This is a genomic window from Aquitalea sp. ASV11, assembly GCF_016429185.1.
GTDB lineage: Bacteria > Pseudomonadota > Gammaproteobacteria > Burkholderiales > Chromobacteriaceae > Aquitalea > Aquitalea pelogenes.
The window spans coordinates 40,630-55,108 of record NZ_JAELUD010000025.1; the positions used below are offsets into that span (position 1 = coordinate 40,630).

At 61.6% G+C, this 14,479-nt stretch carries 7 protein-coding genes; 5 read left to right on the forward strand and 2 right to left on the reverse strand.

What is annotated here, in order from left to right:
• Positions 1-175: 175 nt before the first annotated feature.
• Positions 176-1,378: an ammonium transporter gene (locus JHD62_RS10240; protein ID WP_199102804.1), complete on the forward strand. Its 1,203-nt coding sequence runs from the start codon at positions 176-178 to the stop codon at positions 1,376-1,378.
• A gap of 163 nt (positions 1,379-1,541) precedes the next feature.
• Entirely contained in the window at positions 1,542-4,739 is a 3,198-nt protein-coding gene (locus JHD62_RS22975; protein WP_199102805.1) for an EAL domain-containing protein, read from the forward strand.
• 15 nt (positions 4,740-4,754) lie between these two features.
• On the opposite strand, the gene JHD62_RS10250 is transcribed toward JHD62_RS22975, so the two are convergent.
• Positions 4,755-7,895 (reverse strand): EAL domain-containing protein, encoded by a 3,141-nt coding sequence (locus JHD62_RS10250; protein ID WP_199102806.1) that lies wholly within the window; start codon positions 7,893-7,895, stop codon positions 4,755-4,757.
• 222 nt (positions 7,896-8,117) lie between these two features.
• On the opposite strand from JHD62_RS10250, the gene JHD62_RS10255 reads away from it, so the two are divergent.
• Positions 8,118-9,155 (forward strand): nitronate monooxygenase family protein, encoded by a 1,038-nt coding sequence (locus JHD62_RS10255; RefSeq protein WP_199102807.1) that lies wholly within the window; start codon positions 8,118-8,120, stop codon positions 9,153-9,155.
• 82 nt (positions 9,156-9,237) lie between these two features.
• Here JHD62_RS10255 and JHD62_RS10260 read toward each other — a convergent pair whose 3' ends face one another.
• Entirely contained in the window at positions 9,238-10,260 is a 1,023-nt protein-coding gene (locus JHD62_RS10260) for an adenosine deaminase (RefSeq protein WP_199102808.1), read from the reverse strand.
• A gap of 276 nt (positions 10,261-10,536) precedes the next feature.
• Here JHD62_RS10260 and JHD62_RS10265 point away from each other — a divergent pair, with 276 nt between their 5' ends.
• Positions 10,537-13,851: an EAL domain-containing protein gene (locus JHD62_RS10265; protein WP_199102809.1), complete on the forward strand. Its 3,315-nt coding sequence runs from the start codon at positions 10,537-10,539 to the stop codon at positions 13,849-13,851.
• A 156-nt stretch (positions 13,852-14,007) separates the two neighbouring features.
• Positions 14,008-14,479 (forward strand): oxygen-insensitive NAD(P)H nitroreductase (nfsB, locus tag JHD62_RS10270; protein ID WP_199102810.1); only part of this gene is annotated, 472 nt, incomplete at its 3' end.

Consider the following 14,479-nt stretch of genomic DNA (forward strand, 5'->3'; position numbering starts at 1 on the left):
CTTGGTGCACATGCACCGTTTTTGCGCCGAAAGAATCCAGACCATCATTCACCAATAAAGCGCCGGTTTCCGCCATTTTCGTGCATGCCATGACCAAATTGGTGCAAACCGGCGCCAGCTGGCATTCGCCTTGCTTTACACAGTCCCACAACAGCCGATAACAACGGGACTCGCCATGCCAACTGCCAACGCGCCATCAGACGTACTGTTCCTGCTCCTCGGGGCCATCATGATTCTGGCCATGCACGCCGGTTTTGCCTTTCTGGAACTGGGCACCGTGCGCAAGAAAAACCAGGTGAATGCCCTGGTGAAGATTCTGACCGACTTTGCCGTCTCTGCCATTGCCTACTTCTTTGTCGGCTACACCGTGGCCTACGGGGTCAATTTCCTGGGTGATGCCCGCCATATCGCCGATCACCATGGTTATGAGCTGGTGAAGTTCTTCTTCCTGCTGACCTTTGCCGCCGCCATTCCGGCCATTGTGTCCGGCGGCATTGCCGAACGCGCCAAATTCCACCCGCAGTCGGCCGCCACCTTTTTGCTGGTGGGACTGGTGTATCCCTTTTTCGAGGGCATCGCCTGGAACAACCACTACGGCGTGCAAGACTGGCTGAGCCACAGCTTTGGCCAGCCCTTCCATGACTTTGCCGGTTCGGTGGTGGTGCATGCGGTAGGTGGCTGGATTGGCCTGGCTGCCGTGCTGAATCTGGGTGCGCGCCGTGGCCGCTACAGCAAGGAAGGCCGCATTTCCGCGCATCCGCCCTCTTCCATTCCGTTTCTGGCTCTGGGCGCGTGGATCCTGATTGTCGGCTGGTTCGGCTTCAATGTGATGAGCGCGCAGCGTCTGGATGGTATTTCCGGCCTGGTGGCCATCAACTCGCTGATGGCCATGGTGGGCGGCACGCTCAGTGCCATGTGGGCCGGCAAGAACGACCCCGGCTTCATTCACAACGGCCCGCTGGCCGGGCTGGTGGCGGTGTGTGCCGGTTCGGACATCATGCACCCGCTGGGTGCGCTGGTGGTGGGGCTGGTGGCCGGTGGCATGTTTGTCTGGCTGTTCACCCAGACCCAGAACCGCTGGAAGATTGACGACGTGCTGGGGGTATGGCCGCTGCATGGCATCTGTGGTGCCTGGGGTGGCATTGCCGCCGGAATTTTCGGCCAGAGCGCACTGGGCGGTCTGGGCGGCGTCAGCCTGCTGTCGCAAGTTTTGGGTACCGTGGCAGGCATTGCCGTCGGTTTTGGCGGTGGCTATGTGGTGTATGCGCTGCTGCACAAAACCGTAGGCATCCGCCTGGATGAAGAAGAAGAATTCAACGGTGCCGACCTGACCATCCACCAGATCAGCGCTACGCCGGATCGCGAAACCACCTGGTAAGTCCTCTCCGGGCGGGCCGGGCCTGCAGAACAGGCCCGGCCCGCTTGTCATAATCTTGATCAGCCTCAGATATTGGCCGGTTTTGTCCGACAAGAAGACACACAGCGTACGATGCCTCCGCTATGCTGACAGTCAGCAAGAATCGTGGATTGCACGCAGAAACATGAGTCCTTCTTTTTCCCTGAACGGCAGGCGTACCCTGCGTACCCGCCTTACCCTCGGCATGTTGCTGGCCCTGGTGCTGACGCTGTGGCTGGCGACCTTGCTGATCAGCCACACCCTGCGCCAGCAGATGGAAAATACCATTTCGGCCCAGCAGCTTTCGGCCGTCTCGCTGGCCGCGCACGAGGTAGACCGCTCGGTCAACGAGCGCATTCAGGCGCTGCGCTCCCTCACCGTACAGTTCAAGGACAAGCCGCTCACCGCCGCAGCCATCCAGCCCGAGCTGGAACGCCGTCCCATTTTGCTGATGATGTTCAACTGGGGCATCGTGGTGATGGACATGAAGGGAACGGTACAGGCCAGCATTCCGGAAAACCTGGGCCGACTTGGCCGCACCTACCAGCAGCACACTTTTTTCCGTCAGGCCTTGCAGCATGGCGGTCATTACATCACCGAGCCGGTTTACGGCCAGTTCACCGGCCAGCCGGTGGTTTCGATGCTGGAACCCATGCTGGACAGCCACGGCAAGATGATAGGCTTGATCATGGGCGTGACCAATCTGGCACGGCCCAACTTCCTGGATGCCATCAGCGACGCACGCTATGGTGCCACCGGCAATTTCTTCATTACCGCACCGGCCAGCCGGCGCTACATCATGTCGTCCGACAAGGAGCGCCTGCTCAAGTCCGGCCCGCCCCCGGGCATCAACCCGGTATATGACCGCTATATCAACGGCTACGAGGGTTCCGGCATTGCGGTCAGCTCACGCGGCGTGCTGGAGCTGTCCTCCAGCGTGAAAATCAAATCCACCGGCTGGCTGATGCAGTCGGTCCTGCCGGCGGCAGAAGCCTTTGCCCCCATCCGCGCCTTGCAACAGCAGTTGTTCGGCATGGCCTTGTGCCTCACCTTGCTGGCCGGTGGCATCAGCTGGTGGTGGCTGCGCCGCCAGTTACTGCCGCTGACCGAAGCCACCCGGCTGCTCAACAGGATGGGCGATGGCGAACTGCCCAAGCAGGCCTTGCCGGTCTGTCATCAGGATGAAGTGGGATTGCTGGCCACATCGTTCAACAGCCTGCTAAGCCGGATACAGCGCGAAGAAGAACAGGCAGCCGAGCACGCTGCCAACCGCCTGCTGCGCAAGATCGTGTCGCGGATTCCCGGCGTGGTGTTCCAGTACCGGCTGTTTGCCGATGGCCACGGTTGCTTCCCGTTTGCCAGTGAAGCGTTTTACGACATCTACGGCATCCATCCGGAAGCGGTGCGCCAGTGTGCCGACCCGATTCGTGAAATGGTGCACCCCGACGACTACGCGCATTTCATGGCGGCCTTGCAGGATTCAGCCAGCACGCTGACACAATGGCGTATTGAATACCGCATTTGCATGCCGGATGGCAGCATCAAATGGCTGTTGGTGGATGCAATGCCGGAGGCGGAAGGCGATGTGGTGCTGTGGCACGGTTTTGTCATGGACATCACCCAGCACAAGGCCATGGAAGATGAACTGCGCATTGCCGCCACCAGCTTCCAGACCCAGGAAGGCATCATGGTAACCGACAGCCAGGGCATCATCCTGCGGGTCAACCCCTCGTTCTGCAAAATCACCGGCTACAGCAGCGAGGACGTGGTGGGCAAAACCCCGGCAGTACTCAGCTCGCACCGTCATCCTCCGGCTTTTTACCAGCAACTGTGGCAAGCCCTGCAGGAAGAGGGCGTGTGGCAGGGGGAAATCTGGAATGCACGCAAAAACGGGGACATCTACCCGGAATGGCTCACCATCACCGCGGTGGTGGACGGACAGGGTGCCACCAGCCATTTCGTCGCCATCTTCCAGGACATCACCGAACGCAAGGCGGCAGCAGACAAGATCCAGACGCTGGCCTTTTACGACCCGCTCACCCACCTGCCCAACCGCCGCCTGCTGCTGGAGCGCCTGCAACACGCACTGGAAAACGCAAGGCGCAAACAACAGTATGGTGCGCTGCTGTTCCTGGACCTGGACAACTTCAAGTCGCTGAACGACACCATGGGCCACGATATGGGTGACATCCTGCTGCAACAGGTGGCCGCCCGCCTGCTGGAGGGCCTGCGCATTGGCGACACCGTGGCCAGACTGGGCGGGGATGAATTCATCGTGATGCTGGAGAACCTGGGCGAGAAGCGCGAACAGGCGCTGCGCGAAGCGGAAACCGTGGGCCGCAAGATCCTGCTTTCCCTGCACCAGCCCTACAGCCTGAATGGCCATGCCTACCGCAGCAGCTCCAGCCTGGGGATTGCCTTGTTTGCACGCGAACATGCCTGTAGCGAGGACATCCTGAAGGAAGCCGACCTGGCCATGTACCAGGCCAAGGCTGCCGGCCGCAATACCCTGCGCTTCTTCGACCCCTTGATGCAGGCGGAAATCAATAACCGCACCCGGCTGGAAGCCGAACTGCATCAGGCACTGGAACACGGCCAGTTCGAGCTTTACTTCCAGCCGCAGATCCACCACCAGCAGCCCTGCCGCAGCGTGGAAGCGCTGCTGCGCTGGCACAATCCGCAGCACGGCCTGATGCTGCCCGGCAGCTTCATCACGCTGGCCGAACAGAGCAACCTGATCCTGGCCATCGACCACTGGGTGTTGCAGCAGGCCTGCCAGCAACTGGCGCAATGGGCCGGACAGCCGCATTTGTCTGCGCTGAGCATTGCCGTCAATGTGAGTGCCCGCCAGTTCCACCAGTCTGATTTTGTCGAACGTGTCAGCCAGTTGCTCAGCAACACCGGCGCCAACCCGTCCTTGCTGAAGCTGGAAATCACCGAAAGCCTGCTGCTGATGAAGCTGGATGACGCAGCCAGCAAGATGAACCAGCTGCGTTCCCTGGGCGTGACTTTTGCGCTGGATGACTTCGGCACCGGGTATTCGTCTTTGTCCTATCTGAAAACCCTGCCGCTGGATCAGATCAAGATAGACCGCAGCTTTGTGCGCGACGTGCTGGACAACCCCAACGATGCCGCCATCTGCAAGGCCGTGATTGCACTGGGGCACAGCCTGGGGCTGACCGTGATTGCCGAGGGCGTGGAACAAGACAGCCAGTACCACTTCATGTTGCAACAGGGTTGCCAGGCACAGCAGGGTTACCTGTTCAGCCCTGCCCTGCCCGCCACTGCACTACAGCACTGGCTGCAACATGAGCAGCCCTGCAAGCCGCTTGCCATGGTGTGAGTTACCGGTCTTGACTCACACCATCAGCAAGGGCCGCGGCGTCTGGCTGGCCAGCGCGAAGAAATCGGCAGCCGGCAAGGGGCGGCTGAACAGATAGCCTTGCATCTCCTGGCAGCCCTGTTCGCGCAGCAGCGTGTACTGCTCGGCGGTTTCCACCCCTTCGGCAATGGTCAGCAAGCCCAGATTGGCCGCCATGTCGATGATGGCAGCCACAATCGCCCGGTCTTCCGGGTCGGTGACGATATCACGGACAAAGGTCTGGTCGATTTTCAGCTTGTAGACGCGGAACTGCTTGAGCAGGTTGAGCGAGGAGTAGCCCGTGCCGAAATCGTCTATCGACATGCGTACGCCCTTTTCATGCAGGGCGTTCATCACCGCCACCGCCTGCTGCGGGTCGTACATGGCCACGCCCTCGGTCAGCTCCAGCTCCAGACAATCGGCGGGCAAACCCTCTTCCTGCAGGATGCGGGCCACCAGTGCGGGCAGGTCGGGCTGGCGGAACTGCACCGCCGACAGGTTGACCGCCATGCCCAGCTGCAATCCCTGATCGCGCCACTGGCGGGCCTGACGCACAGCCTGACGCAACACCCATTCGCCCAGAGGCAGAATCAGGCCGCAGTCTTCGGCCACCGGGATGAACTCGCCCGGCGACACATGGCCCAGCTCGGGATGATGCCAGCGCAGCAGGGCCTCGGCCCCCAGCAGCTGGCCATCGCTCATGGAAATCTGCGGCTGGTAATGAATGGTGAACTGCTGCTGTTCCAGCGCCACCCGCAAGGCATTGACCAGTTGCAGGTGACGTGCGGTTTTGGCCTGCAGGGCTGCGGTATAAAAGCGGTAGCAGCTGCGACCGGCCTTTTTGGCCTGATACATGGCGGCATCGGCACGGCGGGACAGGGTTTCCAGATCCTGCCCGTCCTGCGGATACAGGGCCAGGCCGATGGAGGCGGAGATATTCAGATCATACGGTGCCACCCGATAGCTGCGGGCAACGTCACCCAGCACGGTTTCGGCCAGATCGCCCGCCGCATCGGCCGCCATGCCGGGCAATAGCAGGACGAATTCGTCACCACCCAGACGCGACAGCAAGGCATTCTGTGGCGCGGCCTGACGCAACCTTGCCGCCAGCTGGACCAGCAGGGCGTCCCCCACGCTGTGGCCCAGCGAATCGTTGATGTCCTTGAAGTGGTCCAGGTCCATGAACATCAGGGTCAGCACATCGTCGCTGGCACTCAGGCCGGCCAGCATCCGCTCGGCTTCCTCCTCCAGCTTCACCCGGTTGGGCAGGCCGGTCAGCACATCGTAGTGCGCCAGATAACGGATATGCTGCTCGTTCTGCTTGCGCAGGGTGATGTCGCGGGTGATGGCCAGCAGCATGCTGATTTCACCCTGCTCGTCCCGCATTGGCGCAGCATGGGTTTCCAGCCAGCGCCGCTGCCCCTGCAAGCCGGTTATTTCAAATTCCAGCGTGCCGCTTTGCCCGTTCATCACTTGCTGGTGCAGCTGCAAAAAGTCGGCGTGATAGTCCGGCAATACGAAATGCAGCACGCCATAGCGGCGTACCTGCTCCACGCTGTCGGCCTGCAGCATGGCCATGCCGGCGCGGTTGATTTCCAGCAGCCGGCCATCGCGGTCCAGTACCTTGATGCATTCGGGCTCGGTTTCAATAATGGTGCGCAAACGCTGCTCGCTTTGCTGCAAGGCGGCTTCTGCCTGCTGGCGTTGCTGTTCGCGCTGGAAGCTGTCCAGCGCGTAGTCCAGATCCATCACCATTTCTTCTATCAGCTTGCGCGCATCGGCATCAAAGGCATTGGCCTCGGCACTGTACAGCGTCAAGGCGCCGACCACGCGCCCCTTGCAATGCAGCGGCAAGGCAGCGGAAGCACCCCAGCCATAACGCGCTGCGCGGGCATGCCAGGGGGCGGTAGCCGGGTTGTGCATGAAGTCGGCCAGCCATTGTGCCTGACCGCTCAGTACCGCCTGACCGGTGGGGCCCTGGCTGTGCGGGTTGGCCGGATCGGTGGACAACACCAGCTCGCTCAGGTAGTCGGTGCCCTGCCCCCAGGCACACAGGGGGCGGATGTATTGCCCGGTTTCATCCAGCAGGCCGACCCACACCATCTTCATGCCACCGTGTTCAACCGCTGCCTGGCATATCTGTTCGAACAACTCGCGCTCGCTACGGCTGCGCACAATGGCCTGATTGCACTGACTCAAGGCGTTATACAGGCCGGTAAGCCGCTGGTTGCGGGCATCGGCCGCTTGCTGCGCCTGTGCCATCAGGCTGAGTTTCAGACGGGTCTGGGCCAGCCAGCCCATCACGCTATCCTCCTGCTCGGGTTCCAGCACAATGGTCTCCGAGAAATCCCCCCGCCCCAGGCGGGCAATGCTGGCATGCAACTCCCCGACACTGGCTCCCAGTATTCCCTGCAGATTGCGCCGCAGCGCCCAGAACAGCGGCAACAGCAGCAGGCCGAACGTGATGAACACGATACGCAACTGCCAGGCATAGCGTTCGGCATCGTGGATGGCCTGTACCGTACGTTGCGAAGAAAGCTGGTTGAAGCGCGCAATCGGCTCCATGATGCTGGCCTTGGCGCGGTGATAGGCTTCATCATGCAGCATGCGGATGGCGTGCAGGCGCTGAGGCGAATCCAGCGGCGGATTGTCCTCCACCAGTTTCATCGCCGCCCATTCGGTGCTGGTCAGCGCATCGGAATTGGCCTTCGCCCTGGCCAGGAAGGCCAGCTCGGCAGGGGTAAAACCGGCATCCTGCATGCGCTGCAGCAAGGAGGGCGTGGCAACTGCCGTTTGCGGGCGGCGGTCATCACCCAAAACCAGATCCCAGTAGATGTTCTGGTAATCCACCGGCCGTGGCACCTTGCCATCGCGAATGGCGAGGATTTCCCGATAATGCTGCTGATAAAGCACATTACCGGTCACCACATAGCTGCGCACCATGCGGGTGAGGTCGTCCGAGGACTGGCGTAACTCACTGGCCAGCAGGATGGATGTTTCGCGCAGATCATTGGCGTGGTCGATGGCCTTTTCTGCCCGCACATACAGCACAAAGCTGGCCACAAAAGCCAGGAATACCAGCAGGATCAACCAGAAATAGCGAGAGAGCAGCAGCAGCTTGCTCTTGACAGTCAGCATGGCAGGTCAGCCCTTTGTTATCTTCTGTATGGCCCTGAAGGCAGTATGGGCGGGCATTTTGTCTGGATTATGGCGTAATTCAGCCAGAATGACAGGGCAATTCCAGACAGAAACCGTAGAAATCCCCGAGTGGTAGCAGCCGCGCTACACATCACGCAGCACTACACCAGGACACCAGCCAAAGCGTTTAAGCTGACGGCTTTCACCGGACAGGGACCACACATGCAACTGGCGCAATGGCTGAACATTTCCCACTCTCTCATTCAGGCGCCGATGGCCGGAGTACAGGGCAGCCGCCTGGCCATGGCCGTTTGCCAGGCCGGAGCCCTGGGCTCGCTGCCTGCCGCCATGCTCTCGGCCAGTGCCTTGCAGCAGGAGCTGGAAGCCATGCGTACGCTGGGTGGGCAGCCCTACAACCTCAACTTCTTCTGCCATCAGCCGCCCGGCGAAGACCCGCAGCAACAGGCTGACTGGCAGGCGGCGCTAGCGCCCTACTATCAGGAAATGGGCATCACCCCCCCGTCCGGCAGCGGCGCGGGCCGCACCCCTTTCAATCAGGAGATGGCCGACATCGTCAGCCGCTATCGCCCAGCGGTGGTGAGCTTTCACTTTGGCCTGCCAGCCGCGCCCTTGCTGGCGCAGGTCAAGGCCGCAGGCTGCAAGGTATTGTCCTCCGCCACCACGGTGGCCGAAGCACGCTGGCTGGCAGCCAATGGTGCCGATGCCATCATCGCCCAGGGGCTGGAAGCAGGCGGACATCGCGGCATGTTCCTCGACATGGATCTGGACAGTCAGTTGGGCACTTTTGCCCTGTTGCCACAGATTGTCGCCGCGGTAGAGGTGCCGGTGATTGCCGCCGGTGGCATTGCCGATGCCAATGGCGTAGCCGCGGCCATGCGCCTGGGCGCTGCCGGCGTACAGGTGGGAACGGCCTATCTGCTGTGTGATGAAGCCGACACCACGCCCTTGCACCGTGCGGCACTGGCCAGCGCACGCCGCGAACACACGGCGCTGACCACCTTGTTTACCGGCAGGCCGGCACGCGGCATTGTGGGCCGGGTAATGCAGGAGCTGGGCCCGCGCCCTGCCGGTGTGCCGGCCTTCCCGCTGGCTACGGCAGCCATCGCCCCATTGCGTGCGGCGGCGGAAGCACTGGGACGGGACCACTTTACCCCGCTGTGGTGCGGGCAGAATGCCAGTGGCTGCCGTGCCATTCCGGCAGCACAGCTGACACGGGAACTGGCTGCCGGACTGGCCTGAAACCCAAGCCACCTGCCTGATAAAACATCAGCCCCGCCAAGCGGGGCTGTGGAAACGACGATGGCAACATCGTACGGACGTGTCAGTCGGCAAAACCGTCGGCAATGCGCTGGCATTCAGCCATCCAGTGCGCCTTTTCTTCCGGCGACAGCCAGCTGGCTTCAAAGCCGTTCTGGCATAGCTGGACGATTTCCGCCTTGCTCAGTTGCAAGGCACGGGCGCAGCCCAGGTAGTTCTCCTGCACATAGCCGCCAAAATACGCCGGGTCGTCCGAATTCACCGTGGCACACAAGCCCGCCTGCAACAGCTGGCGCAGGTTGTGGTCTTGCAGCTGGTCGAACACGCGCAGCTTGATGTTGGAGTACGGACAAACCGTCAGCGGCATGCGCTCGGCAGCCAGACGCGCCACCAGGGCAGCATCTTCCAGCGCACGCACACCATGGTCGATACGGCACACTTTGAGCAGGTCCAGCGCCTCCCACACATAAGCAGGCGGGCCCTCCTCACCGGCATGCGCCACGCAGGGCAGGCCCAGCTGGTGGCAGGCCGCAAACAGCCGGGCAAACTTGGCCGGCGGGTGGCCCACCTCGCTGGAATCCAGACCAAAGCCATCAATGCCCGCCAGATACGGACGCGCCTGCTCCAGCACGGCAAAGCCGTCTTCTTCGCTCAAATGGCGCAGAAAAGACATGATCAGCCGCGAACTGATATCCAGCTGTGCACGGGCATCATCCAGCGCCCGACGAATGCCCTGATATACGGTGCCAAAGGCGATGCCGCGTTCGGTATGGGTTTGCGGATCGAAAAATATTTCCGTATGGACCACATGATCGTCCCGGCAGCGCAAGAGATAGGCCCAGGTCAGGTCATAAAAATCCTGCTCGGTCTGCAAGACACCAGCCCCGGCATAGTAGAGGTCGAGAAAGGATTGCAGGTTGTCAAAATCGTAGGCGGCGCGGACTGCTTCCACCGTGGGATAAGGCAGCTTGATGCCGTTACGCTCGGCCAGCCGGAACATCATTTCCGGTTCCAGGCTGCCTTCGATGTGCAAGTGCAGCTCGGCCTTGGGCAAGGCGCCAATCAACGCCTGATGAGGTTGAGTCATGGTATTTCCTGACAATGGCCCGTGCGACACGGCAGCCAGTGCCTGTCGCTTCATGTCGAGCAAAAGCAGCATGATACCGATTGCCAGCCAGCGACAGAAGCCCGTTGTGCCACAGGCAAGCGCCGGACAGGCAGGGAAACAACAGCGGCTTTTCCATTTCTTGGCAGCGGTCAAGGCAGGGCACGTGGTTTGGAGTAAAATCGGCACAGGACACGCGCACAGGACTGCCCTGCCACCCGGCCTGCGGCCTTTTGCCGCCGGCTGCCGGACCCGACCATGACCGAACTCACACTCCAGCAAGTACTGCAACAAAGCTCACAGGCGTTTGCCATTCTGGATGCCGACCACACCATCCGCTATGTCAACCCGGCATTTTGCAGCCTGTTTGGGCATGAGATGCAGAACGTACTGGGACAGAGCATAGACCTGATTGTCCCGCCGGATGCCCGGGACGGCCCGGCAGACCTTGCCGGCAATTGCCAGCAACTGCTGGAACGCCCCTTCCAGGGTGAAGTGCGGCGCCTGCGGCGGGATGGCAGCACCATCACGGTGATGTTGCATTGCAATGTGCTGCGCAATGACCATGGTCAGGCTGAAGGCTATGTGCTGAGCTACACCGACATTGCCGACCGCAAGGCCACCGAACTGGCCTTGCAACAGGCCAACGAACAACTGTCACTGGCACTGGATGCCTCGCAACTGTCGCTGTGGGACATGGATATCCTGCAGGATACCGCCATCATGGATGCCCGCTGGGGCCGCATGCTGGGCTACCCGGCCACCGCGCAAAGCATGCGCGCCAGCAGCATGCTCGAAGCCGTGCATCCGGACGACTACCCACGCATTTACCGTGCCTCAATCGAAGTCCTCAAAGGGCAGAACAGTCGCTTCCAGCAGGAATTCCGCGTGCGCAATGCACAACATGGCTGGACCTGGATACGCTGCACCGGCAAGGTAGTGGCCCGTAACGACGCAGGAGTCGCTCTGCGCGCCATTGGCACCAACCAGGACATCACCGAGCGCAAGAACAGCGAGGCGCTGATCGTCAACGCGGCCAACAACGACTGGCTGACCGGACTGCCCAACCGCTTCTCGCTGACCCATCACCTGGCCGCCGCCCTGGCCCGTGCCCAGCGCCACGACAAGCTGGTGGCGGTATGCATGCTGGACCTGGACGACTTCAAGCCGGTCAACGACACCTGGGGGCATCAGGCTGGCGACTATTTGCTACAGGAACTGGCCCGCCGCCTGCAAGGCCTGCTGCGCAAGACCGACTTTGTAGCGCGCCTGGGCGGGGACGAATTCGTCATCGTAATGGAAGACTTGCCGGAAGAAGGCACCCTCACCCAGCTGGAAGCTGCAATGCAGCGACTGCACCGGGCGGTGGAATCCCCCTTCCTGCTGGGCAACCATATTGAAGCCGAAGTAGGCATGACGGTGGGCCTGTCCTTGTTTCCACACGATGGCATCGAGCCGGACGCGCTGATGCGGCAGGCCGATGCCGCCATGTACCAGGCCAAGCAGCACAAATCCAACCGGCCACGCTGGTGGCATATGGTGGGAGAAGAAAGCGGCTACCCGGCGGAAGAGAGCAACCATTTCGAAGTGTATGGCCGCGAAGCAGCCCAGCTGCTGCGCAAATCCGCCCGTCTGATCCAGTCTGCTGCCGACCGTTATGTGCAGCAGTTTTATGCCCAGGAAAATGCTGTGCTCTCCATCCATGCAGTGCTCTCCAGCCTGGGAGATGAAGAACTGCAAAAGCTGGAGTCAGCGCACCGCAATTTCATGCTGGAAGTACTGTCACCGGACAACAGCGCGGAAAAAATCATCCAGGACAGCCGCCGGCTGGGCCACACCCATAGCCTGGTGGGCGTCACGCCCATCATGCTGGTGCAGAGCGTGGAACTGTTTCGCCGCACCTTCAGCGAACAGCTGAACCAGACCCTGCTGCCCATCCGCCAGCGCTATCGCCTGCTGGAAATCATCGACCGTCGGCTGCAAGACCAGTTGCATGCCCAGCTGGAGGCCTCGGCCCTGGTCCATGCCCGCTATCTGGACAGCATCGCACTGCCCATGCCCCATCAGGGCAGCTTGTGGGCCGATGCAGTCAACAGCGAGCTGGAACAGCTGGGCAGCCTGCCCGGCATGCAGGCCGTGCTGCTGATGCGGCTGATGTCCAATGGCGTGTTCGTACCGGAAAACAGCCGAGGCCCGCTGGGTGAACTGGTGGCTGGCCGCCTGCAAATGCCGGGCTCGGAAGCCGTGGTTGACCCCAACTCCGAACGTGGCCAGGGCCTGACCGCAGTGGCATGGCGCAGCGGACGCATCTGCACATCGGCCTCCTACGGCAAGGACAAGCGCTATACCCTGTGGCACCAGCAGGCCAGCGCAGTTCAAATACGTTCCACCATGAGCATTCCGGTACGCAATGCCGAAGGGCTGACCGTAGCCGTCATCAGCCTGTTCGGGGCTTATCCCAACCAGTTTGAATCCGCCAGCATGCTGCAATTTTCCCAAGGCTTGCAGCACCGCTGGGAGCTGATTCTGGCGGCCTGTACCAAACCGGCCGCCGCCATCCGGCAGAATCTGGCGGTGGCGCTGCGCGAGCGGCTGTTTGCCGGTGGCCTCACCATGTATCTGCAACCGCTGGTGGACCTCAACAGCGGCCAGGTGCTGAAAGCGGAAGCACTGGCCCGGCTGGTCAAGGAAGACGGCCAGGTGGTCAGCCCCGGCGTTTTCCTGCCGCTGCTGGGCGATGCCGACCTCGACCATCTGTTCCGGCTGGGGCTGGACAAGGCACTGAGCCAGCTCTCTGAGCTGGACCGCCAGGGCATGCAGATCGACATCTCGCTGAATATCGCTCCCAGCACCTTGCAGGACGAGGACTGTCCGCAGTGGGTGGCCGAAGCACTGCAACGGCACGGCATTGCCCCCCACCGGCTCAGTCTGGAGCTGCTGGAAACCGGCGACACCGCGCCGCAGGTGCAAGACCATGCCATTGAACGGCTGCGCCAGACCGGTATCAAGCTGGCCATGGACGACCTGGGCTCGGGCTACAGCAGCCTGCAACGCTTGAGCACCCTGCCATTTGACACCATCAAGATCGACCAGAGCCTGACGCTGAACCTGCGCAAGACACCGCTGACCAGCCTGGCCCTGATGCGCGCCATCCTGCAACTGGGACAGGACCTGGACCGGCAAGTGGTGGTGGAAGGCCTGGAAGACCGCGGCATGCAAGAGGCCTCGCGCATTCTGGGTGCCGGCATCGGACAGGGTTACAGCCTGGCCCGGCCGATGGCGCAAGCCGACTTCATCCATTGGCAGCGCCACTTCCGCCTGCCCGGGGACAGCGGCGAAATCACCACCTGGCTGGGAGCGCTGGCCCAGCACTGGCTGTATACCCAGCCCTCCCACGCCCACGACAAACGTGCATTGCAGGACTGTCCCTTGCAGCACTTCCTGCTGCGCCAGCCGCAAGCGGATGCGCAAGCACTGGCCTGGCATGCCGCCTGCCATGCGGCACAACACGATGCCACGGCCAGCCAGCAGCTGACCGACTGGCTGGTAACGCAGATGATGCTGGAAAGCTGAAGTCCGCCCAGCGTGTATGGCATGGCCGTGATAATCGCCGGGAAAGCGGTTTCATTTTCAAAAAAAAACATAAACTGCTTCCCGCCAGCGCGACTTCATTGCCGCAGGCGCTTTGGCAATAATGGCTGCTGTTGAAACCACACCGAGGAATCCAGCATGAACATTGCCGATCTGGTCCAGACCCGCTACACCACCAAGGCCTTTGACCCCAGCCGCCAGCTGAGTGCCGAACAAGTGGCGCACATCGAAACCCTGTTGCGCTTCAGCCCGTCATCCACCAACTCCCAGCCCTGGCACTTCTTCATTGCCGGCAGCGCAGAAGGCAAGGCCCGCGTGGCCAAAGCCACCAGCGGTGCTTATGCCTTCAACGAAGCCAAGGTGCTGAATGCCTCCCACGTGGTGGTGTTCTGTAGTCGTGCCAGCATCGACGAAACCTATCTGGAAGGCTTGCTGAACCAGGAAGAGGCCGACGGCCGTTTTGCCAATGCCGACGCGCGTGCCGGCCAGCACCGTGGCCGTTCGCACTTCGTCAACATGCACCGTTTCGAGTTGCGTGATGCACACCACTGGATGGAAAAACAGGTTTACCTGGCGGTGGGCACCCTGTTGCTGGGGGCGGCCGCCATGC